This window comes from Notoacmeibacter ruber, assembly GCF_003668555.1.
GTDB lineage: Bacteria > Pseudomonadota > Alphaproteobacteria > Rhizobiales > Rhizobiaceae > Notoacmeibacter > Notoacmeibacter ruber.
On the sequence record NZ_RCWN01000001.1, the window covers coordinates 2,361,832 to 2,386,598 of the forward strand.

Here is a 24,767-nt window from a genome sequence, read left to right on the forward strand (position 1 = left end):
TCTTCTTAAGCGGTCGTATTGAAGCGGCGCAAGCCGTTTTCGGTAAGAACCGCTTCGAGCGGTACGTCATGCGGTTCGGCATCAATATGGGGCAACTGCTGGGTCGCGAAGGCGATGCCGATCAGCCGGGGCGTTCGCCCTTCTTCATGAAGACGAGCGATGGCACGGTCATAATGGCCGGCGCCATAGCCCAGCCGATTGCCCATGCGATCGAAGCCGGCAAGCGGCAACAGGATGATATCCGGCTTGAGTTCGGCAGCGTCCGGCCCAGGCCCGATCGTGCCGAACCCGGTATTGGTCAGTGCTTCGCCCTTGACCAGTTCGCGAAAGGCGATCGTCGTACGGTCCAAAAGGGCAGGCGCGCAGAGGCGAGCGCCACGAAGCGCAAGAGCCTGCATGAGCGGTCGCGGGTCCAGTTCGGAGCGGATAGGCATGTAGCCTGCGATAACCGTGCCAGGATCGAACACGATCTGATCGGCGAATGCCGCGACAGCGATCGACCATTCGACACGATGAACCGGGTCCAGGCCGTCCCTTTGCGCCAGGGCGCCAAGCCGCAGCTGTGACTTTGCCGAAGAGTTCAAATAGCCCGCTCCATCTGCCTTACGTTTTCACCGCACTATCAGGAGAAAGGGCGAAAAGGCGAGCGGACCACGGCGACCGGTGGCGCATTGATCCCGGGAACCTACAACGTAGGTGGGCGCCGTATATCCGAACCCACGGGTCCGGTCAGGGACAGCTCCCTTTGAGATCAATAAGGCCCCGGAAATGTATTGGCCTGCCGAGAAGCGCAGTCCACTCTCACCTTCATATAGGGGGCTGGCCTCGAGTCGAAAAGTCTTGATCCATATGTTCGCGATCAAGAATGCGGCCCTTGTTGACCGGGGCCAAGGCCCCTAATGTCCGCGCCGCAAAAGCCGAGCCGAAGGACACCAGCATATGCGTTTCGAAGGTACCGACAGCTACGTCGCCGACAAGGATCTGATGGTAGCGGTCAACGCGGCAATCGCGCTGGAGCGTCCCCTTCTCGTGAAGGGTGAACCGGGGACCGGCAAGACGGAACTGGCCCGGCAGGTAGCCGAATCTCTCGGCGTTCCGATGATTGAATGGAACGTCAAATCGACGACCCGGGCACAGCAGGGCCTCTACGAATATGATGCGGTCTCACGGCTGCGCGACAGCCAGCTTGGCGACCCGCGTTTCGAGGATATTCGCAACTACATCAAACAAGGCAAGCTCTGGCAGGCGTTTACGGCCGAACAGCGTGTCGTTTTGCTGATCGACGAGATCGACAAGGCCGACATCGAGTTTCCGAACGACCTTCTGCAGGAACTCGATCGGATGGAGTTCTATGTCTACGAACTGGATGAGACGATCCGCGCGAAACATCGGCCTATCGTCATCATCACCTCCAACAATGAAAAAGAACTGCCCGACGCTTTCCTGCGGCGGTGTTTCTTTCATTACATCCGCTTTCCCGACATCGAGACACTGACGCGGATCGTCGACGTCCATTATCCCGGTATCAAGCAGCGGCTTGTCTCGGCCGCGCTGAACCAGTTTTACGAAATCCGCGAAACACCCGGCTTGAAGAAGAAGCCGTCGACATCGGAAGCACTGGACTGGATTCGCCTGCTGGTCGCCGACGACGTTTCGCCGGAAGACCTGCGCGGGGATGCGAAGGACGCCCTCCCCCGCCTCCATGGCGCTTTGCTGAAAAACGAGCAGGACGTGCATCTTTTCGAGCGAATGGCGTTTCTGGCCCGGCAACGGACGAAGTAGACTGAGAATCTGAATTTTCGCTGCTTTGTGCAAACTTGTTTGTTGCGGCCCCGCCCATCCCCTCTATGATGGCGTTCGTATAGGGTTGTTTTTTAAGAGTTTATCGCAGTGAAAGCCGAAGCTCATCCGCGCAATGAGGAACGTCTTGCGCGCCTACGAGAATACGAGATCCTCGATACGGCGGATGAGCAGGACTTCGACGATATCGTCGACTTGGCCTCACGCCTGACGGGGAGACCGGTTTCGCTTGTCTCGCTGGTCGATGAAGACCGTCAGTGGTTCAAGGCCCGCAAGGGCGATGGGCCGCGGCAGACCGACCTCGACAATTCCGTCTGCGCTCACGGCATTCTTCAGGACGGACTTTTCGAGATCGAAGATCTCAGCATTGACGAGCGGACGGCGGACATGCCGATGGTCGACGGTACGACCGGTCGCTTCCGCTTCTATGCCGGTGTTCCCCTCAAAACGTCGGAGGGCCTGCCGCTCGGAATGCTGTGCGTCCTCGATACCGAGCCAGGAAAACTCAGCGAGGATCAGCGTTTCGCGTTGAGGGTTCTGGGCGACCAGGTTCTTGCGCAACTCAATCTGCGGGCGCAACTCGCAGCAGAGAGAGAAACGAGCCGGCGCGTGCATCTGCGAGAAGCAGAGCTGCAAAAATCGCTTGCAGAGCAAGAGCTCCTCGCCAAGGAGATCGACCATCGCGTCAAGAATTCACTGGCCATGGTTTCCTCCTTTCTCAACATGCAGAGGCGGCAAGCCAAAAGCGAAGAAACCAAGGCCGAGTTGGAGACCGCCAGCCGCCGTGTGGCGGCCGTCAGTCTCCTTCATCAGGAACTCTATGATGCTTCGGTCACGGGCCGAATCTCGCTGCCACATCTGTCCGATCGCATCATGCTTTTGCTGCGCGAAAACGCGCCCAACAACGTCGAACTGAGAAGCGAACTCGATCCGATCATCCTAGACTCCCGTCGCGCGGCGGCCTTTGCGGTGGTGGCCAATGAGTTCATCACCAATTCCTTCAAATACGCGTTCAAGGACAAAGATAGCGGAACGGTGTTTCTCTCCGGAAAAGCCTCCGAGAGCGGCTATCGGCTGATCCTGTCCGACGATGGCGTCGGCAACGGGTCCCCGGCCGCCGCGGGCAAGGGCCTTGGCACCCGCATCATCGAAGCCATGAGCTTGCAGTTGGGCGGAGATTCCGAACTCTCCGTCACACCGGCTGGCTATCGCCTCTCTCTCACCATAGAACCGCCAGTCCAAGGCGAGGGTTGACGGTCGCCCTAGCCTGTCCGATACGTTGACCGCGGAACCCGGCAAGACTATCTTGCCGGCCGTGGTGATTTGGCCGGCCGGCTTGCAGCCACGTTAAACAACTCGCTAAAAGGGCCGCTCCGGAATATTCCATGAGACGGCCATTGTTCAGTCGGGTTGTGCGGCAACCGGCTGGCCCTGTTGTGGAGTATGTGCCGTGCCGATCCGAATTCCAGATACGCTGCCCGCCCGGGAAGTCCTCGTGAAGGAGGGCGTCCAGGTCATGGATGAGAGCGTGGCGATCCGGCAGGATATCCGGCCGCTTCAGATCGGCCTTCTGAACCTGATGCCGAACAAGATCGAAACCGAGACGCAGATCGCCCGCCTCGTCGGCTCCACGCCGCTCCAGATCGAGCTCAGCCTCGTTCGTGTCGGCAGCCATCAGGCACGCAATACAACGGAGGAGCATCTGATCTCCTTCTATTCGACCTGGGAAGAGGTGAAGGATCGGAAGTTCGATGGATTCATCATCACCGGCGCGCCGATCGAGACGCTGCCTTTCGAAGACGTGACCTATTGGCCGGAACTTCAGGATATCCTCGACTGGACGACCACCAACGTCCACTCGTCCTTCTTCATCTGTTGGGGCGCCATGGCGGCAATCCAGCATTTTCATGGCGTTCCGAAACATGAATTGCCGCAGAAGGCGTTCGGGGTCTATCGTCACCGCAACCTGCAGCCTGCCTCGCCCTATCTGGCGGGATTCTCCGACGATTTCTCGATCTCGGTTTCGCGGTGGACGGAAGTGCGGCGAGACGATATCGATCCGGAATCGGGTCTCAACATTCTCATGGAGAGTGACGAGACGGGCCTCTGCCTCCTGGCCGAAGACTTCGCCAACCGTCTCTATATCTTCAATCATATCGAATATGATCACGGCTCGCTGGCAGCGGAATATTTCCGCGACCATGCTTCGGGCAAGCCGATCCAGATCCCCGCCAACTACTTTCCCGATAACGATCCGGCCAGAAAGCCGATCAACCGGTGGCGTTCGCATGCCTTCCTGCTGTTCAACAACTGGATCAACCAGATGTATCAGACCACGGCCTATGACTTGTCGGAAATCGGCATGGACCGGCAGATGGGAACCAGGGCGGCCTGAAAGCTATCGACCGTCAAGGCCTAGGCGGCGACTGCGACGACCCTGTTACGCCCGCTTTCCTTGGCCTCGTAAAGGGCGTCATCAGCCCGATTGAGAATCGTATCGAAGGAAGAATCGTCCCAGCGCCGTTCGGCGACACCGATCGATGCCGTAACCGAGAGCGGTCCCTTTGCTGTTTCCACCGGAGTTCCGGCGAGTCTTTGCCGGAAAGTCTCGGCCATCTTGGCCGCACTTGCCAGATTGTGGCCCGGCGCAAGGATCAGGAATTCCTCTCCGCCGATTCTCGCAAAGATCGCCGAATCCATGTTCGATGTCGCCAGGAAGCGGTGACCCCGCTGGGTGAAGGTTTTCAGGACCTCGTCTCCGACCGCATGGCCATAGGTATCGTTCACGTATTTGAAGTGATCGATATCGAGCAGAGCGACCGAGAAAGGCGACGCTTCCCTGTCGCTTCGTTCCATGTAGAGGCCCGCTTCGTAGAATGCATGTCGGCGATTATAGGCGCCGGTCAACTCGTCGGTGATGGAGAGCTTTCGAAGCGAGTTTTCAGCCCGTTTCTGATCGGTGATATCCTGAAGAAGGACCTGCACGACGGCCAGTCCGTCCCACGGCAGACGGCCCATAATGACCTTCATCAGCCGTTCCTGACCGGTATGGGAATTTACCAGCACGATCTCCTGATCCATCGTCGTGCCGAGCGCATCAAAAGCCTTGTCGAAGGCGAGCGGATCGGAATCGGATCGCTGAAAATCCAGAATATGCTTGCCGATAAGGCTGTTTCGCTCTTCGCCGAGAAGGCTGCACGCTCCAGCATTGGCGTACAGGACCGCATGCTGGGAATGGATCAGGACACCGATGGGCATGGCGTCGAGCATGATCCCCAAACGGTCTTCGGTATCGACCAGGGATGCTCGCGTGATATCCGCGGTTGCTGAGCCTTGCTCGTCGCAGTCAAAAAGTTCAAACATGATCATTCCCGCCCTCTACAGATAACGCTAGGGCAATTTCGTTATGAATCGCTTACCCGAAACATATTAGCCAATTGATAAAACAGGATTTTCTCATACCTTCTCGAACACCAGCGGGATAGCGAAAAATGTTTATTCCTTTCTTTCTCGAATTGAAGGCGGCCGCCGTGCCGGTCTCGCTTCGCGAGTACCTTGCGCTGCTGGAAAGCCTCGATGCCGATCTGGTGACCTACGACGTCGAAGGCTTCTATTATCTGGCCCGTGCAGTGCTGGTTAAGGACGAGCGCTTCATCGATCGTTTCGATCAGGTGTTCGGCCATTATTTTCGCGGCGTGGACGCTGTCTCCGGTCAGGCGCCGGAGGGCACGGCCCCACTCGACCTGCCGGAGGAATGGCTCCGCCGCCTTGCCGAGAAGCATCTCAGCGAAGACGAAAAGAAGCTGATCGAAAGCCTTGGCGGTTTCGAGAAACTCATGGAGACGCTGAAACAGCGTCTGGAGGAGCAGAAAGGACGGCATCAGGGCGGCAGCAAATGGATCGGCACCGCCGGCACATCGCCTTTCGGCGCCTATGGATATAATCCCGAAGGCATTCGCATTGGCCAGGAGCAGAGCCGACACCGCCGGGCGGTCAAGGTTTGGGACAAGCGTGAATTCCGCGATCTCGACAGCGATGTCGAGATTGGCACCCGCAACATCAAGGTCGCCTTGAAGCGCTTGCGGCGCTGGGTCCGGCAAGGCGCGGAGGAGGAGTTCGATCTGGACGGCACCGTCCGCTCCACGGCCGAACACGGATATCTCGACGTCAGGACGCGGCCCGAGCGCCGCAATGCGGTCAAGCTCCTGATGTTCTTCGACGTTGGCGGCTCGATGGACGATCATATCCGCGTGGTCGAGGAGCTTTTCTCGGCCGCCAAGTCCGAATTTCGCCAGCTGGAATATTTCTACTTCCACAACTGCCTTTACGAGCGGGTCTGGACGCACAACCATCGCCGCCACGACCGCCCGATCCCGACCATGGACGTCATTCACAAATACGGCCCTGACTATAAGGTCATATTCGTCGGGGACGCCGCCATGAGCCCCTACGAAATAGCCTATCCGGGCGGCTCGGTTGAACACTGGAACCCGGAAGCGGGGGCCGTCTGGATGCAGCGGGTCACCAACCAGTGGAAGAATCTCATCTGGATCAATCCCGTCGAGCCGAAGCAGTGGAAATGGACGCAATCGACTGCCATGCTCAGCGAGCTTGTCGACGGGCGCATGTATCCGTTGACGCTCAAAGGCCTCGAAGAAGGCACGAAGGAACTGTCGCGGCGCCACTGAACCCGCGTCATGGTAGACTTGACGCGGAGTCCGCCGACTCCACCTCTTTCTTAGAAGCCGTCGCCTGACGCGGCGGGAAAGCGAGGAGTGTCGACGATGGCGACCAATACTGGCGAAGGTTATCGACAGGGCACGATCAAGGACCGGACGCAGGTTCAGGACCAGAGCGGCCACTGGAACAAACGCGACCGTGAATCGGGCGAGTTCATGAACAAGAAGGCGGACGACAAGCCTTTCAAGGGTGTCGCAAAAGAGCCTGACGAGCGCCGCCATCCCGAAGACTGAATGAAAAATGGCGCGGCCCCGAAGCCGCGCCATCTTGAAACCGTCTGCGACATGCGCCGACTCATGCAGCGACGCGGCGGCATTCTTCCATGCAAAGCTCGCAAGCCTCGGCGCATTGCTGGCAATGGTCGTGATCGTGCTGGCCGCACTCTTCCATGCACGCCTCACACATTGCAGCACACGACGCGCAAAGAGCGCTGGCATTGCGCGAATCCGACGCGCAGGCACGGGCGCAGTCGGCACAGATCAACATGCAATCGCGACACGCGCGGATGCAATCTTCCATACCTTTTTTACCGATGCACTGGTCGAGACAATAAGCGCAGGCAAGCATGCATTGGGCGCAGGCCGTCGCACATGCCTTGTGATTGAGTGTCAAATCGATCGCGTTCAATTCAGCCTCCTCGTTGCGGCTTGAAAACGCGGCCCTGCTACGGGAGTTCCGTAACAGTGGATTGACATAAGTTGTATCTAAAAAATGTTTTCTTTCAGCAGGTCAGCGCTGCTGTCAGTGCATGCCGAGCGCTTCCTTGTAGAGGTCGAGCATGGCTTCGGCCTCCTGGCGTTCCGCCTCTTCCTGCTTGCGCAGGCGAACGATCGTGCGCATCGCCTTGGTATCGAATCCGTTCCCCTTCGCCTCGGCATAAACGTCCTTTATGTCGTCGGCGATCGTCTTCTTCTCTTCTTCCAACCGCTCGATCCGCTCGATAAATGCCCGGAGCTGTCCGGTCGCAACGGTCTCACTGGTCGGCGAATCACTGTGATCAGCCACGAATCTCGTCTCCGTCGAAAGGGTTGTGGTCATTGTGCTCGTGCCAGAGCTTGGCACGAGCGGTCAATACGCGAATCGCACCATCGTCGCCGACCTGTGAGCGGCGGGGATAACCGAAATCAGTGATGATGCGGGTGGCTCTTGGCGAAGGCTGCTCTCTGTTCGTCGCTGGCTTCGCTCTGGTGCCGGGCCTTCCACTCCTCATAGGGCATGCCGTAGACGATCTCTCGACTATCATCCTTCGAAAGATCGAGTCCGCGCTCCTCGGCCGCCTCGCGATACCAGTTGGAAAGGCAATTGCGGCAGAAGCCGGCAAGGTTCATCAGATCGATGTTCTGGACATCGGTCCGCTCGCGCAAATGCGTCACGAGCCGACGGAATGCGGCAGCTTCCAAATCACGTTGCTGCTCTTCGCTGAGTTCTTTTTGCATGACTATGCCTCCAGCCGGTCGCGGGTGATAGCGGGCCGTCCTGGCCCATTGTCTTGGCCACACCTATCGGCCCGGCCCTGCGATCCGTCAAGAACATCATCAGACCGCGATATGGGTGGCAACTTGTCAGCCATCGTCCTAATAGTCCGCGGTAATTTTGAATGGAAAAGGTCCCGATGGCTCCGCTCCCCTTTGCCGATATCGCGGTCGATGCCGATGCCGCCGCACAGGAAGAGGCCCATGAAATCCGTATGCGGCGGCTCGCCTTCGCGCTGGCCTATCCCTTTGCGCACCCCTACCGCAGCTATGTATATCTGGGCGATTTCGGAGCAGCACCTTTGCCCGAAGACCCGGCCGACTGGTCCTCTCCGGAAGGGGCGCCGGATCATGTGAAACGGGGCATCGACGCGCTCGCCAGGTTCGATTTTTCCAGCGCGACCGCGGTGCTCGCCGCCGGCTCGAACGCCGCTCCCCTGCAACTCACACGAAAATACACGATCCACGAAGACCATGTCGGGTCGATCGTCATTCCATGCCTGTGCGTACGCGTCCCCAATCATGTGGCCTGCTATGGGCGGCAGATGGCGCCTTACGGCTCGATTCCGACGATGATTGTCCGGCAGGAAAGCGCTTCATCCCTCTTCTATGTCAATATTCTCGATCCGCACATGCTGGAAAGGCTCAACCATACCGAGGGCCTCGGCACACATTACGGTCTGACCGAACTGGGCCATATCGAGGGCAGCGGCTTCAGCCCGATAGAAGGCATGCCGGTCCATGGCTACCAGGGTCTTGCCGGCCATTTTCCCTATCGGCTCTCTTCGACACCCGCCTTCGATAGTCCTTTTCCGGCGCTCGATCAGCGGCAGATACAGGACCGAATCATCACCGCCCTCGGCCTCGACATCAGCGTCGAGCGCTTCATTCTGCAAAATATCTATGAGCCGGAGCACCGCGCGCAAATCATCGAAAAGCTGCGTGATCTTAAAATTTGACGTTTCCCGGCGGACAGGCTGGCTTGCAAGCCTTCCGCCGCGTTGACAGATGGTCGGCGATTGCCGAAAAACAGCCGGGATCGGTCGATACGACCGGCATCATGGTGGTGTTGTTGGGGGTTGGTTTGAAGCGCATAGCAGGCTCGGTTCTGACCGCCATCCCTTTCGCGCTCGCCGCATTTTTCTTTTTCTCGGCGCCGGCCAGAGCGGATTTTCGTGTCTGCAACGCGACGCAGAGCCTCGTTGGCGTCTCGATCGGACTGCGCGGTTCCTCCGGCTGGATCACGGAAGGCTGGTGGCATATCGAACCGGCCAATTGCAAAACGCTGCTCGAAGGTCCGCTCAGCTCGCGGTTCTATTATCTTTATGCCGAAGATGCCCAGCGCGGCGGTCGTTGGGATGGCCCGATCAACATGTGCGTCGCCGACAAGGAATTCAAAATCGTCGGCATCAATGATTGCTACGCACGCGGCTACCAGCGGGTCGGATTTCAGGAGCATGATACGGGCGAGCAGATCAACTGGATGGTTCAGTTGACCGACGAGCCGCAGCCAGGCAGCGACCCTGCTTCAGCCGTCACGCCCAGACCGGATCAGAGCGCCTCGCCTGAAGAAACGCCGGCCGCGGAGCCCGACAGCGAGGGTTCTCAGCCGAACGAAAGCGGCGAGGAACCATCTCAAAGCGAACAGCAGGAATCCGAAGATTCCACGGAAACCAGCGCACCGGCCGAGGATTCATCGGCGCAATAAGGTTTCTTCGGCACTGAATTCGGCTTCACGCTTGCAGTGTTACAAACTTCGTCCTACGCAGGAAGAAACCGTAAACCGATTTAAACGGGATCTTCTCGATATGCGACGCAGCCGAAAGGTGAAAATTCTCGCCACTCTCGGTCCTTCCTCGGACACCGAGGAAACGATCATGAAGCTCTTCGATGCCGGGGCCGATGTGTTTCGTGTCAATATGAGCCACGCCAGCCACGACACCATGCGACAGCAGGTTCAGCGCATCCGCGCCGTCGAGGCAAAGGTTGGACGACCGATCGGCATTCTGGCGGATTTGCAGGGCCCGAAGCTGCGCGTCGGAACCTTTGCCAATGGCAAGGTGGAACTGGAGGAAGGGCAGACCTTCACACTCGATGACGACCCGACGCCGGGCGACAATACACGCGTCTATCTGCCTCATCCCGAGATCCTTGAAGCGGTCCAGGCCGGCCACCGGCTCCTGATCAATGACGGCAAGCTCCAACTGGTCGCCGAAGCGAGCGACAAGCGCTCGATTACCTGCAAGGTGGTCGCGGGAACATCGATTTCCGACAAGAAGGGTGTTTCGCTTCCGGATACCGAACTTGCCGTCGGCGCCATGACGGATAAGGACCGCGAGGATCTGAAGGCTGTGATCGCCGCCGAAGTCGACTGGATTGCGCTTTCCTTCGTCCAAAGGCCAGAAGATCTGATCGAATGCCGCGAGCTGTCGGAAGGCAAGGCGTACATTCTTTCCAAGATCGAGAAGCCGCAGGCACTCAATCGCATCGACGAGATCATCGAACTCTCCGACGCCATCATGGTGGCCCGTGGCGATCTGGGTGTCGAAATGCCGATCCAGTCCGTGCCGGGCATTCAGAAGCGCCTGACCCGCCTTTGCCGCGCTGCCGGCAAGCCGGTGGTCGTCGCGACCCAGATGCTGGAAAGCATGATTTCGGATCCCATGCCGACCCGCGCCGAGGTGTCGGACGTGGCCCATGCCGTCTTCGAAGGTGCGGACGCCGTCATGCTGTCGGCCGAAAGCGCGGCGGGCGACTACCCCGTCGAAGCGGTTTCGATGATGAACGACATCGCCGAGACGGTCGAGCGTGAGCCGACTTATGCGAACATCATCACAAGCCAGCGCGCCGAGCCGAAGAACACCACGGCCGATGCCGTTTCATCCGCCGCCCGACAGATGTCTGAAACGCTCGAGGTGGCTTCGATCGTCACCTATACCGATTCCGGAACGACTGGCATCCGCACAGCGCGCGAACGCCCCCTCGTCCCGATCATCAGCCTGTCGCCGCGGCTGGAGACCGCACGGCGTCTTTCCCTCGTCTGGGGTTGTCACTGCGTCGTGACGGAAGACGCGACCGATCTCGACGATATGGTGCTCCGCGCCAGCCGTATTGCCGAAGAAGAGGGCTTTGCAAAGCCAGGGGACCGGATCATCATCGTCGCGGGCGTGCCGCTGCGGACGCGCGGCAGTACGAACATGCTGCGTGTCGCCCGAATTGGCGGCGAGCGTTATCGCAACCTGCCATCCGATGATTGACACCTTCGGGAAACGAAGTCTTTCCTTCTTCATCGGCTAGAAGGACGGACACACGATGATCGATCTTGCGACCTATATCGCCTTTATCCTCGCAAGCACGCTCATCCTTGTCATTCCGGGACCGACCATCACCCTCGTGGTAGCGAGAGCGGCCAGCCATGGCCGCTCCACGCTTCCCCCCGCCGTCGCCGGTGTGGCGCTTGGCGACGTCTTCGCCGCATCGCTGTCCCTGGCCGGTGTGGGTGTCCTTCTCTCTACCTCGGCTATTCTTTTCGAAATCGTCCGCTATGCGGGTGCGGCCTGGCTTGTCTTCCTGGCAATCCGTCTCTGGCGGACGGATCCATCCAGTCTCGAGGGAGAACTGTCCCCGAAGGGGCTATCGGCCCGCCGCCTCTTTACCGAGACATTTCTGGTGACCCTGCTGAACCCGAAAGGCATTTTGTTTTTCGTGGCCTTCGTGCCGCTCTTTATCGCAGCCGACCGTCCATTTCTGCCTCAGGCCGCATTGCTGGTGGCGACATTTGTTACGCTCGGAATCATCAATGCGGCGCTCTACGGACTTCTCGCGGGGTGGGCGCACGAAAAAGTCCGCAGTCCCGCTTTTCGCCGAGGTTTGAACCGTTTCGGTGCTGTCAGTCTGATCGGTTCGGCCACGATGGCTCTGGCAACGCGGCGTCCCTGACCGGATAGTGCTTTGCTGCTGCGGCGGCGGAAAGGATATCGCCGGCATCTTCGGGTTTCTCGAGACGACATTGTTCACCGAAACGGTCGGACGCGATTGCCGTTTCAACGCTCTCCGCTTCGTCGGCAATCGCCTCGACCCCGGGCAATGCAGTGCCCGCCACCTGCGCTATTGCGGCAAGCGTCACGCGGGGCGCGACATAGTCAGTCTTGTGCCCGCAATTGTCGATAACGAAGAGTTCCGTATTGGGCAGGTCGCGGGCACAGCCAAGCGAATGGACATGCTCATAAACCACAGTGTCGCTATCGCCGGTAATGATCACAGTCGGGCAGCGAATGGAAGGATAACGGCCGCAGGTGTCCGTCACGTGTTCGTAGAGCCCTTCCACGTCGATCGCATTCGCGCGGAAGTGGCAGGGACGGAATGCCAACGCGATTGCCGCCCTGGAGGCATAGACGTCCGCCACGGCATTGGGCGCGAAGACGCATTCGATTCCGCCACGGAGTCGGGCAAATCCACCCGGAACGGCCAGCGTCCAGACAAAGAGTCGCCCCAATAGAGGCCGCGCAGCAAGGCGATAGTACCAACTGGTCTGCGCACCGGGCCAGGGATGGCTGGCCGGCGAAAGCAAAACCAGCCCCGTGACGCATTCGGGATGGTTCATGGCGAGGTTGAGTGCAACCGCCCCGCCGAAGGAATGTCCGACGAGGACAACCCCGCCCGGCGCGATCTTTGCGATCAGGGCGGCAATGGCCCGCGCCTGTCCATTGGGCCGCTGGTGATTTCGGGTTCGCCCGCTATAGCCATGGCCGGGCCGATCGACAAAGATCATTGGCATTCGTCCGCGAAAGGGTTCCATCGCGCCCATCTGATCGCGCAGATTGCCGCTTGCCCCATGAATGAAAAGTACGGGCTGTTGCTCCGCGCCCTCACCCTCGCCCGGCCAGAAGACATAATGCAGATCGATCCCATCGACGGAGGCGAAGACCCCGTTAGGCGGATAGCGATGCTCGATGAGACGCGCCGCCAGCCAGCTGATCGCAGCCAGAAGGAGAGGCAAGCCGACCACGAGGGTAGCAAGGATCGAAAGAAGTGTCATTGCGCTGGCGAGGAGAAATTACAGTGTCTGATTGTCGACGGCCTTGCGAAGACGCTCCGCCTGCTCTTTCGCCGACTCCAGGGTGGGAAACACCTCCAGTGCCCGGTCGTAGACAGCGAGCGCCTCAGCGTCCCGGCCGGCGCTTTGCAAAATGGCAGCCATGCCGGTCAGAGCCCCGAAATGGCGTGGCTCGAGGGCAAGCGTATGCTGGATGTCCGCCATGGATTTCTGCATATCGCCGCGCAGGAAATGGAGCGTCGCCCGCAAATTCCACGCCTCGGCATATTGCGAATTCAGAACGAGCGCTTCCCCAATCAGATCCATGGCTGCATCGTGCTGATTGTTGCGCATCGCTCCACGCGCTTTCTCTAGGAGATAGTCGATCGTTGCGCTGCCGGACTCGTTCCACTTCTCCTGAATGGCACCGGCTACCCTTTTACCGATCACGGCATTGGGCGCCTTCGCAAGGGTCTCGAAGAGATCGTCCAACTCCTTCTGACGCCGCTCCTCCCCATAAAGGAAGACATCGGGATCATCCCCGGCCTCGGGGTCTTCCGGCGCTGCCTCGTTCGCTTCCGCAAAAGGGTCGAGGCGCGGCAGCGGCGCGCCTTTTGGATCGACGAGACCGCTCTCCGGTCGCTCATATTGCGCCGGACGTAAACCTGCGGACGGCTCCGCCTTGGCAGGCAGGGGTATCAATAGAGTGAGAAAAAGCAAAAACCGCATGAGGGCTAGAATAGAGCCCCCATGCGGCTTCGACAATCGCTACTGCAGAATGCACGGGCGGAAACCGCCCGGTCTTCAACCCTGACGGGCTTTGAAGCGCGGGTTCTGCTTGTTGATGATGTAGACGCGGCCTTTGCGACGCACGAGACGGTTCTCGCGGTGCCGGGTCTTCAGGCTTTTCAGCGAATTTTTGATCTTCATGGGTTCGATCCCGGTTCGTCTGGCGGAGCGGCGGCTTGCGCCTGTCTCTCTGCTGTCAAGGAAACGGCGCGCCGCGCGGGCACGCCGGAAAAGATGCGGCTCCATAAGACGGAAGGGCCGACCCTGTCAAGGATCGTTGATGAACCACCTGTCGCGTTGCATCGGCACGCACACCGCGTTATATGCAACGCCATTCCCATTTACCGGTGGTACTGACCACCGCCCGCGCTTCGGGACGCGGGCGAAGGAAGGATTGATTCACATGGCTCAACAGCTTCTCATGCCGAAAGCAACCGCCGTCTGGCTGGTTGATAATACGGCCTTGTCCTTCGATCAGATTGCGCATTTCTGCAAGCTGCATCCGCTGGAGGTTAAAGCGATCGCTGACGGCGAATCGGCTCAGGGCATCAAGGGCCTCGACCCGATCACGAACGGTCAGCTTTCCCGTGACGAGATCGAGAAGGCGGAAGCCGACAAGAACTATCGCATGAAACTGGCCGATCCGAAGGTGCGCGTCCCGGAAGCCAAGCGTAAGGGCCCGCGCTATACGCCGGTTTCCCGTCGTCAGGACCGCCCGAACGCCATTCTCTGGCTGGTCAAGAATCATCCGGAATTGAAGGACGGACAGATCTGCCGCCTTGTCGGAACGACCAAGAGCACGATCGAAACGATCCGCAACCGCGAGCACTGGAACCAGGCCAATCTGGTGCCGATGGATCCGGTCACGCTGGGCATGTGCTCGCAGATCGATCTCGACTTCGAAGTCTCCAAGGCGTCGAAAGACAAGCCGGTGACCGAGACCGAGAATGACACGACGCTGTTGCCGGCGGCGGCAACCGAAAACCTTTCGGAAAACACCTCCGTGTTCGGCTCCCGCAGCGCCCCTCAGGAAGAGGGAGAAGAAGACGAGCTCGACGCCGACAAGGTTTTCGCCAAGCTGTCCTCGCTCAAGAACAACAGAAACGCGGACGAAGAGCAGGACGACTGAGAGGCCTATCTCGGATCGCCGATGCCGCCTCTCATCTCGGCCGGCAGCGGCGCGCACTCCTTCTTTTCGAGAAGGCGGTAATATTCCGCCAGCGACTGTTTCGGGAGCGGCCGTTTGATACGGCCGGTCTCGGCAAGAGAATGGATGCGGTCGACGCGGAACATGCGAAAATCGTTTCGAAGTTCGCACCAGCCGATCAGCGTCCAGGCCTTGCCCCAGAAGATGAGCGCAAGAGGACGGATGGTGCGCGTCGTCCGCGCCCCGGCCTCGTCCGCATATTCCATCTCCAGAACTTCGTTCCGTTCAACCGCGCGGTTGATGCGGTCGATCATGACCCGGTGAGGCGGATCGATCAGAAAGGGCGGCACGAACAGCCGCAAACCGTCTGATGCCTTCACCTTATCGTCCGGCAGGGCGGATTCGATCTTGTCGAGGGCGCCGCGGGCGGCATCTCTCATCGCATCGCCACCGAATGCCATGATCATGCGAACACCGGCCGCAAGAGCCGACACTTCATCGAGCGTGAACATCAATGGCGGCAGGTCGAATCCGGGGCGCATTACATAGCCTACGCCCGCCGCGCCATCGATCGGCACGCCTGCCCCCTGCAAATCCGCGATATCCCGATAAATCGTCCGCTCCGAGACTTCGAGCTCAAGAGACAGCGTTTTCGCCGTGAGCATGCGCCCACGGCGAAAGGCTTGCACGATCATGAAAAGGCGGTCGGCACGGCGCATTTCCGTTCTCCAGTTCGAGCGACCACCTTCACCTTTTGACTAGGCTGTGAAAAGTCCGATCGAGTTGCCGTCCGGATCGGTGCAGTAGACAAACCGTCCCGCCGGAATTTCGATGACGGGAGAGACGATCGTGCCGCCGGCATCCTTGGCTCTTTGCATCGCGTCTTCGACAGTACCCTCGACGGCGATATGGATCGTCGGGCCCTGGCCGTTTCCTGCCGGTTTCCCTTCATAAAGATGGCCCGATACCGTTGCTCGATCCTTGTAATCGAAGACAAGCATCGGCTTGCCGTCGGCTTTTTCCTCCTTGAACGAATGCCCTGTCGCCTTCTCGTAAAACGCCCTGCTGGCGTTCAGATCGGTAACAGGCAGTTCAAACCATACGCAGACATTTTCCTTGGCCATGCTCTCATTCCTTCATCTTGGTAAGCAATGACCGATGATCTCACACCCCTCCTGACACCCTTGTGTCAGGAATGAACGAACGAACGCCATCAACCTTTTCGTCGATCGCGCGTTTGGTGGAAAACCCGATGGAGAAACTCAAATGTTCAAACGGATCATCAAGACCCTGCTGGTCGGCTGGATCATGAAGCGCGTTCTGGGGAGCAACCAGCGCAGACGGCCCCGCCGCGACGTGGCCTGATCACTCGCTGTCGGATGGCAAGGTGAGGTTCAGGGCTCTGCGTCCCCCGTCGACCAGAACCGTCTCGCCGGTCATGTAAGCCGAACGCCCGGAAACCAGAAATGAAACCAGCTCGGCGACTTCACTGGGGTCGCCGAGGCGACCAAGCGGCGTACGGCTGAGAATCTGGTCGCGCATGCCCGGCCGGTCGGTGAGATTGGCAACCATATCGGTGGCGATGGTGCCCGGCGCCACGCCATTGACCCGGATCCCCCACGGCGCAAGTTCGACGGCGGCGCTGCGCGTCAATTGATCCATCGCACCCTTCGAAACGCAGTATGCCATCTGCCCGCCCATCGCGACGCGCCCGTTCAGCGACGAGATATTGACGATAGCGCCCGGCGATCGGCCGTTCTCGGCCTGGTCGACCATGATCTTGGCGGCGGCCTGGGTTGTCAGAAACGCGCCCATGACATTGACGTCCAGAACCCTTCGAAAGCCCTCTTCATGGATGTCGAGGAAAGGGCAGCGCTCCATAACCGCGGCATTGTTCACGAGAATATCGATCTCGTCGAAGTGATCGATCGCGAGCGCCATGAGATTATGAACGTCGAGGCGTTTCGAAACATCAGTCCGAATGAATTGAACATTGCCCAGAGGTTGGAGTTCTTCGGCTGCGCTCTCTCCCATATCGTGGTCCATATCGGCAATAACGACGCGGGCACCCTCTTTCGCAAGTTGCCGCGCGATAGCCAGACCTATCCCGCTGGCACCGCCCGTCACGATCGCCGCTCTGCCGTCTACGCTCATATGAAGAATCCTTTTGACCGGCCCATAGGATGGACCAAACCGCGAGCGGGTCAATCGCCGCGCCGGACTTGCGGTCAAAGCCAATTGATCTGAGTTAATTTACGTCCTCGACCGGAACCTTCCATCCGATCATCGCTTTGATCAGAGTAAGTTCCTGAATAACGGGAGGCATAAAGCATACAATGAATAGCATTATCTATCTCGTCGGCCTGGTGGTCGTCGTACTTTTCATCCTTTCACTCCTCGGTATCACCTAAGAGGCTTTCCATGCCCCAAGATCATTCCCCTCAGGGAGCCGCTGACAAAGCCAAGTCCGATGCCGCCGGCGTAAGACAGGCCGCTCAGCGCGAAGCCGACGCCGCTTCTAGCGAAGCGTCGAGAGCCAGCTCCGACATCAAGGCCGAAGCAGCACACCTGGCCGACAAGGCCAAGCAGGAAGGCCTCCATCAGGCCGAACGCGGCAAAGAGACCGCAGCATCGACTGTGAACGATTTCGCCGCGTCCGTGCGTGCCGCAGCCGATAAGCTCGGCGAACGCGACCAGTCAATGTCGGCCAACCTCGTGCGTGAAGCTGCGCGTGGCCTCGAAGACGTAAGCGGTGCGATTTCCGGCCGTTCGGTCGGCGAGATCGTCAACAATGTTTCCGGCTTCGCACGCCGCCAGCCAACAGCCTTTATGGTCGGCGCTGCGCTCACTGGCATCGCCCTCGGGCGTTTTGCACGAGCCTCGAATACGCACACCGCGCGAGACTATGGCGAAACTCCGCCGCCTCCCGCGCCATACACGCCAACGCTGGGTTCGCCGGCAGCAACGAGTTCGGCATCGTCTGCGACCGGCACTGGTACGGTGAAACCGTCCACGCCCGGCCCGTCGACCTCTACTTCACCAAGCGCGAGACCCAGTCCCTCAACCACGTCTACGAGTAATCGCACGCCGACAAGCGGCGGCACGATAAGTGGCGGCACCAATGGCCCGATCGGCCAGACGAAGAAGGGGGACTGAGATGAGCCAACCTACAGAACATTCCAATGACAGCCGGTCAGTACCGGATCTGATCCGCGCGCTCGTTGACGAAGTGCGTGCGCTCTTCCAGACGGAAGGTCGGCTTATCCGTTCCGAGATCAACGACAAGGTCAGTCAGGTCCAGGTCGGCGGCGGCGAAATCGCTGCTGGCGCTATCTGTCTGCTCGTGTCGCTTTTCGTCCTTAGCCAGGCCCTCGTCGCCGCGCTGACAAAACTGCTTGCAGCGGTCTTCGAATCCGACGCAACACCCGCGGCTGAAGCTGCTGCCGGTAGCGGTTGGGCAGCATGGGCCGCGCTGATCGTCGGTGTTTTCTTCGCGATCGTGGGTATCGTTTTGCTCAACCGTGGACGCTCGAACCTGCAAGCCAAAAATCTCGTACCGGAGCGGACCGCCGATCAGGTCTCCCGTGATGCGAAACTCGTGAAGGAGCAAGCCCGATGAGCGACAAGACCGACCGCCTCGAAGCGGAAGCGGAACGCCATCGTTCCAATATCGACAGCACGATCGATGCCCTCAAGGATCGCGTGAGCCCCGGCCAGATGGTCGACGAAGCGCTTGGCTTCTTCAAGGAAGGCCAGGTTGCCGATGCCGGCCGGAACTTCGGCCGACAGGTCCGCGACAACCCGTTGGCGCTGGGCCTCATAGGCGCGGGAATTGCCTGGCTCGCCTTCGGCAATGGAGCCCGCTCCATGGGTAGCGACCTTTATGATCGCTACGGCCCCGATGGCGGCAATGGTGACGTCGACGAATATGGGCGGTTCCGTCCGGTCGGCGGTCGCCATATGGACCCGGGCAGGTTCCCATCGAGTGGCGAATACAACGATCCCTATCGGTCATCGGCCGATGTCGATCCACGAACCGGCCGTGCCGTCCATATCCCGGATCCGCGTACGGACAAGGACGGCGATTTTGTCCATCAGACTCATGTTGATGGTCCCGCGAAAAGCGGCTCGGCCGGCTCTTCCCTGAAGGACAAGGCGTCCAGTGCCGGTTCCAGCGTAAAGGGAGCGGCATCGAGCGCAGGTTCCGCCGTCAGCGGCGCAGCATCATCCACCGGTTCTGCCATTTCCGGAGCGGCCTCGTCGGCTGGTTCGGCAGCGCGCTCTGCCGGATCGACGGTCGGCGATGCGGCAAGCGGCGCGGCGGCAGGCATCGCATCCGGTGCATCCTCGGCCGGCCATGCCGCCGGAGACGCGGCCTATGCAACTGGCCATGCTTTTGCAGAAGGCGGCAGGGCCGTTGGGCGCGGCGCAGCCTATGCCGGGCGGTCGGCGGCGGATGGTTACCGTACCGCAAGGTCGGAAATCATTAGTGCGTTCCGCGATGAGCCCTTGGTCTTCGGCGCGATTGCGATCGCCGTCGGCGCGGCGATCGGTGCGGCCCTGCCGCCGACGCGCCGTGAAGATGAATGGATGGGCCAGACCCGCGACGATTTGCGCGATGAGGCCTATGAACGCGGCCGCGAAGCCGTTGCCGGCGCTCGTGACGTCGCCGAAAAGACCTATGCGGCGGCATCCGAACGCGCCGAGGAAAAAGGCCTCAAGCCTTCGGCGCAAGGTGAGACGGTGGCCGAAAAGGTGTCCGACGTCGCACGCACAGCAGCTCAGACCGCGAAAGACGAGACCAAGAAGAAGACATGATGTTTTCGACTTTGTTTCGAACGGTCTAACCAGAAAGGGCGCGCCATGACGGCGCGCCCTTTTCCTTTGAATGTCGCAGTAAACCGGTGAGCCGGATCATTTCTCCTCAAGCGCTCGGGACAAAAGACCTCGGCGCTCGAGCACCGCCGTCACCTCTTCAAGGATCACCGGATCATCGATGGTTGCGGGTATCGCCCAGTCTTCTCGATCGGCAATCTTCTGCATCGTCGCACGAAGGATCTTGCCCGAGCGGGTTTTCGGCAGACGCCTGATACAGACCAGTTGCCGGAATGCGGCCACTGCGCCGATTCTGTCGCGAACCATGGCAACGATCTCGTTCTGGATCTCGTCTTCGCTGCGCTCGCAACCGTTGGAGAGCACCACGAAACCGAGCGGCACCTGACCCTTCATCGGGTCGGCAATGCCGATGACCGCCGCTTCCGCCACATCGGGATGCTCGGAGAGAACCTCTTCCATGCCACCCGTCGAGAGTCGGTGACCGGCGACATTGATGATGTCGTCGGTACGCGCCATCACGAACAGATAGCCGTCGCTGTCGAGCTTACCGGCATCGGCCGTTTTGTAATAGCCGGGATATTCGCTGAGATAAGCGTCGCGAAATCTCTCCTCGGCGTGCCAGAGCGTCGGTAGGGCGCCGGGCGGCAGGGGCAGCTTTACCACGACATTACCGAGCGTATCCGGCTCCGTCACGGGCACGCCCTCATCGTCGAGAATCTGGACATCGTAGCCGGGCATGGGCTTGGCGGGCGAACCATATTTGACGGGCAAAAGCCCGAGCCCGACGGGATTGCCGCAGATCACCCAGCCCGTTTCCGTCTGCCACCAATGGTCGACAACCGGGACCTTGAGCTGTCTTTCCGCCCATTTAATCGTTTCAGGGTCGGCGCGTTCGCCAGCGAGGAAGAGCGTCTCGAGCGAAGAGATATCGTATTTATCGATAAATTCGCCTTCCGGGTCCTGCTGGCGGATCGCCCGGAACGCGGTCGGGGCGGTAAAGATGGCTTTGACGCCATAGTCTTCAACGATGCGCCAGAAGACGCCGGGATCGGGCGTACCGACCGGCTTTCCCTCGAAGATGATAGTCGTCGCGCCGCGCAGAAGCGGACCATAAATGATGTAGGAATGGCCGACCACCCATCCGAAATCGGATGCTGTGAACATGACGTCGCCGGGATCGATGCCGTAGAAATTGCCCATCGTCCATTCCAGCGCGACCATGTGTCCGCCATTGTCGCGCACGACGCCTTTGGGCTGTCCGGTCGTGCCGGACGTGTAGAGAATATAGAGCGGATCGGTCGCAAGAACGGGAACGGGATCGATGACCCTGCCCTTCGCAGCCGCGACCGCCTCGGCCCAATCGATGTCGCGACCGCTCATCATCTCGGCCTTCGCCTGCGGGCGTTGAAAGATGATGGTCTTTTCGGGTCTGGATGAGGCCATTTCGATAGCCCGGTCGAGGAGCGGCTTGTATTCGACGATCCGGGACGGCTCCAGCCCGCAAGAGGCCGCGAGGACGACCTTCGGCCTTGCGTCATCGATGCGCGTTGCCAGTTCCTTGGCGGCGAAGCCTCCGAAAACCACGGAGTGGATCGCGCCCAAACGAGCACAGGCCAGCATTGCGACCGCCGTTTCCGGTATCATCGGCATGTAGAGGACGACCCGGTCGCCCTTCACCACACCCTGATCGGTAAGGACGGCCGCGAGTGCATTCACCTGATCGAGAAGTTCGGCGTAGGTAATCCTGGCCTTCTGGTCCGTGATGGGGCTGTCATAGAGAATGGCGGCCCGGTCGCCATGGCCCGCGGCCACATGCCTGTCGACCGCGTTGGCGCAGGTGTTGCATTCACCGCCGACAAACCACCGTCCGTAAACGCCGGCATCTTCGTCGAAAACCTTCTCAGCCGGCTTGATCCAATCGATGGATTGCGCCTGCTCAGCCCAGAATTTCGCTGGATCGGCCTGCCATTGCGCATAGACGCGTTCGTAGTCGCTCATCGTCTCCTCCCCGACCGTGAGTCTTTCGATACTCATGGCAAACTGAAGGAAATCAGGCCATTTGACTATTGGCGAATACGCGGTGGCCACTTCAGACAAAAACGACCCCGCTACGCGGGGTCGTTTCCATGTTTTCGATCTGCTCTATTGAGGTGAGGTTAGTCAGCTGCGCGGCAGAGAGCCACCATTTCGACAGACAGTGTCTGCGAATTCTCACTGGCCTCACCGCAGCGCCTCCGCAGGGCTTCGAGTTCATCTTCGCTCATCGCACTCAGTTCGGCGTCGACATTGGCCGCCGAGCTTGCCGCCTCGTTGCCCGGAAGAAGAGAGCCGCCGACAGAAGCCGTCGTCGCATCATCAAGCAGGCCTATATCGACAGTCGCGACGCTTCCGTCGGCCAACCGCACGGTTGCGGTTCCGTCACCATTATCGCTGAGGATCTGAACATCGGCATCAGCCAGGTTGCCCCCTCCGATATCGACGTCGGCATCGGCGACATTGCTGTTTCCGAGATCGACATCCGCATCGGCAGATGCAGCGCTGTCCGAGCCGCCCAGAGAAGCGTCGGCATCGGCAGATGTGCCGCCACCGGTATCGGCCGATGCGCCGGCCGACGCGGTACTGCTGCCGCCCACGCTTGCGCCAACATCGGCAGAGGCACCGCCCACATCAGCGCTGACACCGGCGTCCACCTGAGCGATGGCCGGCATCATGGAAGCCAGAACAAACCCCGAAGTCACGAGAGAAACCTTGAGAAAATTCATTGCCATCTCCTTCCTGATTGACTGCATAAGAAACAGAAGGTCAGAGAAAAGGATGCGATTCCTACAAAGGACATATAAATTGTAGAAAAGAAACAGTTAATACATTCAGCAATCTCCAATTTTACGTATTTATATTTTCCTCTTTCGTTTCAATACGTTTCGTGCGAAGCACGGCCCGTCAAGAAAATCGTGTCGGGACGCCGCATAGAATGATCGGAAAAGCCTTTTCGCTTCTGATCCTGCTGATCATGGCCATCCAGCTCATCTACCCACTGGGTCTGCCTGGACTCAAGCGACGGAGGGATTTCTGGAAGTTGGCGCTGATTGCGCTTTTCGTCACTGCACTGACGATCTTTATCCGACCCTAGGGCCTGGACGTTACAGCGACGGAACGGCCGGGCGCTCGCCGGCATCGTCTGTTGCCATCTCCTCGTCTCTTACCGGCTGCGGACGAGGCGGAGCAAACTCTGAACGCGCCAAGCATTCCGCAATATGCCTTGCCCATACATTGTAGCCGACCGGACCGGCATGAAAGCCGTCGCAAGAGAAATGATCGGGCAAGACCAGATCGATGGCCGGCAGGACGGTGACGCCCTGCTCCCGACAGACCTTCCATCCGATACGTGACAGGGTATCGGCCCGTAGATCCATGATGGTAGCCAGCGGCTCCGGCAGGTTCGGCATCTTGCGAAAATCCAGAAGCGAACCCCAATAGATGCGCGCATCGGGAAAGCGTGCTTTCACCGCGAAGATCAGGCGGGTCAGATCGCGTTCGAACCGTCTGCGGCTGTGAAAATTCTTGGCGTCGTTGTGCCCGACCGACAGAAGCACATGAGACCAGCCGCCATGCGGAATATTCGGCACCACATAATCCGTAATCTCCCGCATGACCGAGCCGTTGAAGCCGTTGGCGCGCCATCGGACGGGCCGAGCGGTCATGTCGCGCAACCGCCGCGCGATCGAGGGGGTCAGCGTGTCGTCCTGTCGCTCCGTGCCTATCCCATGCACGGTGCTGTCGCCGATGACGAGGAGCGAGATTTCGGCGCCGTGACCAGCAAAGCGGCCACCGGTGCGTCCCGGAGGCGGCGAAAGGCGCGGCGTCCGCAGACGGGTCCACATGCCCTGCACGACATAGAGGGGAAATGTCAGATCGGACAGAAGGCGTGGCAACCGGCCATGGCGGCCCCGGGGCTCGGCGGATGGGCGCAACCCGGCTTCACTGACGATCCGATATTGATAGTTGCGGCCTCGCCGCATCGCGTCCCAGCCCTTCATCTCGATAGTCCTATCGATTTGCTTCCTGCGGGATAAGTTTAGGAAAATTGACCAAGACGTAAAGGTCAGGAAAGTCTAATTTGCCGCACCCGGATCATCCGTTGCATTCTCGGCACGCAATATGTGCTTGGCCATCTGCGTCCCCATAAGCTGATAGCCAAGCGGTCCGGCGTGGAAACCGTCTCGGGAGAACCCGGAGGATTGAACATTGGTGATCTCCGGCAAGACGCTCATGCCCCGTTCGCGACAGAGATGGCGCGCCTTACGCGTCAGAAGATCCGCCCTCATGTCGAGAACCGTAGCCAAGGGTTGCGGCAGGGCTGGCACAAGACGGAAGTCGAAGATCGGATTCCAGAAGAGCTGCGCACCGGTAAACCTCGCCCGCAAGGCGTAGATCATCTCGCCGAAATCACGCTTGAAGCGTCTGGCGCCATGCCAGTTCTTGGCATCGTTCACCCCGGCAGACAGGACAATGTGCGTAAAGTCGCGCGGCTCCAGATGCGGCAGGACCACTCGCGTCAGTTGGGGGACCGTTGCCGAGTTGAAGCCGGCGGCACGCCATCGGACAGCCCGCCCGCTCAATCGCGCAAGGCTTTCGGCCATGTTATAGGCCAGCCCCTCTTCCTGCCGGTTGGCACCGACCGCCTGGACAGAGCTGTCACCCAGGACAAGGAGGCAGATTTCCGGAGCATCGCCCGGAAAGCGCCCCTCGATCGGTCCGGGCGGTGGCGAAAGCCGCACGCTGCGCCGGCGCATGCCGACGCCCTGCCAGACATAGACGGGCAGGCTCAGAATGGAGAGCGGGCCGGCCCATGGCCCATAACGCCCCGGCCCAGGGCGAGACGGCGGCTCGATACCGTCTGGACTCGTCGCTCCGCTGACGATGTCGGCACGTCTTTGCACGGCGAGCG

The 24,767-nt window shown here is 59.8% G+C and carries 28 protein-coding genes, 1 other RNA gene, 1 pseudogene and 1 riboswitch; of the genes and pseudogenes, 14 read left to right on the forward strand and 16 right to left on the reverse strand.

The genetic code is table 11. From position 1 onward, the window contains the following. Positions 1–5: 5 nt before the first annotated feature. Together D8780_RS11260 and ssrS are read right to left on the reverse strand one after the other, a co-directional pair. Complete coding sequence (locus tag D8780_RS11260; RefSeq protein ID WP_121645673.1) at positions 6–584, reverse strand: 5-formyltetrahydrofolate cyclo-ligase; 579 nt, start codon at positions 582–584, stop codon at positions 6–8. 60 nt (positions 585–644) lie between these two features. Further along, positions 645–800, reverse strand: a non-coding RNA gene (gene ssrS, locus D8780_RS11265) — 6S RNA. A 139-nt stretch (positions 801–939) separates the two neighbouring features. Between ssrS and D8780_RS11270 the strand changes: the two genes are divergently transcribed. The 3 genes from D8780_RS11270 (at position 940) to D8780_RS11280 (ending at position 4,195) form a co-directional block, all read left to right on the forward strand. Next, entirely contained in the window at positions 940–1,782 is an 843-nt protein-coding gene (locus D8780_RS11270) for an AAA family ATPase (protein WP_121645674.1), read from the forward strand. A gap of 108 nt (positions 1,783–1,890) precedes the next feature. After that, positions 1,891–3,054, forward strand: coding sequence for a sensor histidine kinase (locus tag D8780_RS11275; RefSeq protein WP_121645675.1), 1,164 nt, complete (start codon positions 1,891–1,893; stop codon positions 3,052–3,054). Positions 3,055–3,105: 51 nt separating this feature from the next. Further along, positions 3,106–3,184, forward strand: a riboswitch (SAM riboswitch). 66 nt (positions 3,185–3,250) lie between these two features. Continuing rightward, positions 3,251–4,195, forward strand: a complete 945-nt coding sequence (locus tag D8780_RS11280; protein WP_121645676.1) for a homoserine O-succinyltransferase — start codon at positions 3,251–3,253, stop codon at positions 4,193–4,195. A 20-nt stretch (positions 4,196–4,215) separates the two neighbouring features. Here the strand turns inward: D8780_RS11280 and D8780_RS11285 are convergent, their stop codons facing one another. After that, complete coding sequence (locus tag D8780_RS11285; RefSeq protein WP_158598492.1) at positions 4,216–5,163, reverse strand: sensor domain-containing diguanylate cyclase; 948 nt, start codon at positions 5,161–5,163, stop codon at positions 4,216–4,218. A 128-nt stretch (positions 5,164–5,291) separates the two neighbouring features. On the opposite strand from D8780_RS11285, the gene D8780_RS11290 reads away from it, so the two are divergent. Together D8780_RS11290 and D8780_RS11295 are read left to right on the forward strand one after the other, a co-directional pair. Continuing rightward, entirely contained in the window at positions 5,292–6,488 is a 1,197-nt protein-coding gene (locus tag D8780_RS11290) for a vWA domain-containing protein (RefSeq protein ID WP_121645678.1), read from the forward strand. A 96-nt stretch (positions 6,489–6,584) separates the two neighbouring features. Then, complete coding sequence (locus D8780_RS11295; RefSeq protein ID WP_121645679.1) at positions 6,585–6,773, forward strand: hypothetical protein; 189 nt, start codon at positions 6,585–6,587, stop codon at positions 6,771–6,773. Between the two features lie 61 nt (positions 6,774–6,834). Here the strand turns inward: D8780_RS11295 and D8780_RS16085 are convergent, their stop codons facing one another. The 3 genes from D8780_RS16085 to D8780_RS11310 all read right to left on the reverse strand — a co-directional run bounded on the left by D8780_RS16085 (position 6,835) and on the right by D8780_RS11310 (position 7,976). Next, positions 6,835–7,167, reverse strand: coding sequence for a four-helix bundle copper-binding protein (locus D8780_RS16085; RefSeq protein ID WP_199699596.1), 333 nt, complete (start codon positions 7,165–7,167; stop codon positions 6,835–6,837). Between the two features lie 114 nt (positions 7,168–7,281). Then, positions 7,282–7,578: a DUF2312 domain-containing protein gene (locus tag D8780_RS11305; RefSeq protein WP_425373629.1), complete on the reverse strand. Its 297-nt coding sequence runs from the start codon at positions 7,576–7,578 to the stop codon at positions 7,282–7,284. Positions 7,579–7,664: 86 nt separating this feature from the next. Continuing rightward, positions 7,665–7,976 (reverse strand): DUF1244 domain-containing protein, encoded by a 312-nt coding sequence (locus D8780_RS11310; RefSeq protein WP_121645680.1) that lies wholly within the window; start codon positions 7,974–7,976, stop codon positions 7,665–7,667. Between the two features lie 176 nt (positions 7,977–8,152). On the opposite strand from D8780_RS11310, the gene D8780_RS11315 reads away from it, so the two are divergent. The 4 genes and pseudogenes from D8780_RS11315 to D8780_RS11330 all read left to right on the forward strand — a co-directional run bounded on the left by D8780_RS11315 (position 8,153) and on the right by D8780_RS11330 (position 11,951). Beyond that, entirely contained in the window at positions 8,153–8,971 is an 819-nt protein-coding gene (locus D8780_RS11315) for a hypothetical protein (protein WP_121645681.1), read from the forward strand. Between the two features lie 101 nt (positions 8,972–9,072). Continuing rightward, positions 9,073–9,552 (forward strand): annotated as a pseudogene (locus D8780_RS15930) (DUF1036 domain-containing protein); the annotation flags it as partial. Between the two features lie 268 nt (positions 9,553–9,820). Further along, complete coding sequence (gene pyk, locus D8780_RS11325) at positions 9,821–11,269, forward strand: pyruvate kinase (protein ID WP_121645682.1); 1,449 nt, start codon at positions 9,821–9,823, stop codon at positions 11,267–11,269. Between the two features lie 55 nt (positions 11,270–11,324). After that, a complete protein-coding gene (locus D8780_RS11330) occupies positions 11,325–11,951 on the forward strand; it encodes a LysE family translocator (RefSeq protein WP_199699597.1) in 627 nt (208 codons plus the stop codon). Here D8780_RS11330 and D8780_RS11335 read toward each other — a convergent pair. The 3 genes from D8780_RS11335 to ykgO all read right to left on the reverse strand — a co-directional run bounded on the left by D8780_RS11335 (position 11,902) and on the right by ykgO (position 13,977). Beyond that, positions 11,902–13,050, reverse strand: coding sequence for an alpha/beta fold hydrolase (locus D8780_RS11335; RefSeq protein WP_121645683.1), 1,149 nt, complete (start codon positions 13,048–13,050; stop codon positions 11,902–11,904). The genes D8780_RS11330 and D8780_RS11335 overlap by 50 nt on opposite strands. An 18-nt stretch (positions 13,051–13,068) precedes the next feature. Beyond that, on the reverse strand, positions 13,069–13,776 hold the full coding sequence (locus tag D8780_RS11340; protein ID WP_121645684.1) for a tetratricopeptide repeat protein: 708 nt from the start codon (positions 13,774–13,776) through the stop codon (positions 13,069–13,071). A gap of 75 nt (positions 13,777–13,851) precedes the next feature. After that, positions 13,852–13,977, reverse strand: a complete 126-nt coding sequence (ykgO, locus tag D8780_RS11345; RefSeq protein WP_065998194.1) for a type B 50S ribosomal protein L36 — start codon at positions 13,975–13,977, stop codon at positions 13,852–13,854. 262 nt (positions 13,978–14,239) lie between these two features. Between ykgO and D8780_RS11350 the strand changes: the two genes are divergently transcribed. Further along, positions 14,240–14,965, forward strand: a complete 726-nt coding sequence (locus D8780_RS11350; protein ID WP_121645685.1) for a DUF1013 domain-containing protein — start codon at positions 14,240–14,242, stop codon at positions 14,963–14,965. 5 nt (positions 14,966–14,970) lie between these two features. Here D8780_RS11350 and D8780_RS11355 read toward each other — a convergent pair whose 3' ends face one another. The 3 genes from D8780_RS11355 to D8780_RS11365 all read right to left on the reverse strand — a co-directional run bounded on the left by D8780_RS11355 (position 14,971) and on the right by D8780_RS11365 (position 17,137). Beyond that, a complete protein-coding gene (locus D8780_RS11355) occupies positions 14,971–15,702 on the reverse strand; it encodes a helix-turn-helix transcriptional regulator (RefSeq protein WP_121645686.1) in 732 nt (243 codons plus the stop codon). Between the two features lie 39 nt (positions 15,703–15,741). Then, positions 15,742–16,107 carry a VOC family protein gene (locus D8780_RS11360; RefSeq protein ID WP_121645687.1) on the reverse strand — a complete coding sequence of 122 codons (366 nt, stop codon included), beginning with the start codon at positions 16,105–16,107 and terminating at the stop codon, positions 15,742–15,744. A 241-nt stretch (positions 16,108–16,348) separates the two neighbouring features. Next, complete coding sequence (locus D8780_RS11365; RefSeq protein WP_121645688.1) at positions 16,349–17,137, reverse strand: SDR family NAD(P)-dependent oxidoreductase; 789 nt, start codon at positions 17,135–17,137, stop codon at positions 16,349–16,351. Positions 17,138–17,404: 267 nt separating this feature from the next. Here D8780_RS11365 and D8780_RS11370 point away from each other — a divergent pair, with 267 nt between their 5' ends. From D8780_RS11370 to D8780_RS11380, 3 genes are read left to right on the forward strand one after another with little or no spacing between them, the layout of a single operon-like run. Then, entirely contained in the window at positions 17,405–18,139 is a 735-nt protein-coding gene (locus tag D8780_RS11370) for a hypothetical protein (protein ID WP_121645689.1), read from the forward strand. A 1-nt stretch (position 18,140) separates the two neighbouring features. After that, positions 18,141–18,602, forward strand: a complete 462-nt coding sequence (locus D8780_RS11375) for a phage holin family protein (protein ID WP_121645690.1) — start codon at positions 18,141–18,143, stop codon at positions 18,600–18,602. Beyond that, positions 18,599–19,801, forward strand: coding sequence for a DUF3618 domain-containing protein (locus D8780_RS11380; protein ID WP_121645691.1), 1,203 nt, complete (start codon positions 18,599–18,601; stop codon positions 19,799–19,801). The genes D8780_RS11375 and D8780_RS11380 overlap by 4 nt, the downstream gene beginning before the upstream one ends. Positions 19,802–19,897: 96 nt before the next feature. On the opposite strand, the gene D8780_RS11385 is transcribed toward D8780_RS11380, so the two are convergent. Both D8780_RS11385 and D8780_RS11390 read right to left on the reverse strand, forming a co-directional pair. After that, positions 19,898–21,817: a propionyl-CoA synthetase gene (locus tag D8780_RS11385; protein ID WP_121645692.1), complete on the reverse strand. Its 1,920-nt coding sequence runs from the start codon at positions 21,815–21,817 to the stop codon at positions 19,898–19,900. 158 nt (positions 21,818–21,975) lie between these two features. Next, positions 21,976–22,581 (reverse strand): hypothetical protein, encoded by a 606-nt coding sequence (locus tag D8780_RS11390; RefSeq protein WP_121645693.1) that lies wholly within the window; start codon positions 22,579–22,581, stop codon positions 21,976–21,978. A gap of 209 nt (positions 22,582–22,790) precedes the next feature. Between D8780_RS11390 and D8780_RS15765 the strand changes: the two genes are divergently transcribed. Further along, complete coding sequence (locus tag D8780_RS15765; RefSeq protein WP_158598493.1) at positions 22,791–22,949, forward strand: hypothetical protein; 159 nt, start codon at positions 22,791–22,793, stop codon at positions 22,947–22,949. A 10-nt stretch (positions 22,950–22,959) separates the two neighbouring features. Here the strand turns inward: D8780_RS15765 and D8780_RS11395 are convergent, their stop codons facing one another. Then, entirely contained in the window at positions 22,960–23,856 is an 897-nt protein-coding gene (locus D8780_RS11395) for an SGNH/GDSL hydrolase family protein (protein WP_121645694.1), read from the reverse strand. A 75-nt stretch (positions 23,857–23,931) separates the two neighbouring features. Further along, positions 23,932–24,759 carry an SGNH/GDSL hydrolase family protein gene (locus D8780_RS11400; protein WP_121645695.1) on the reverse strand — a complete coding sequence of 276 codons (828 nt, stop codon included), beginning with the start codon at positions 24,757–24,759 and terminating at the stop codon, positions 23,932–23,934. Between the last annotated feature and the right edge of the window lie 8 nt (positions 24,760–24,767).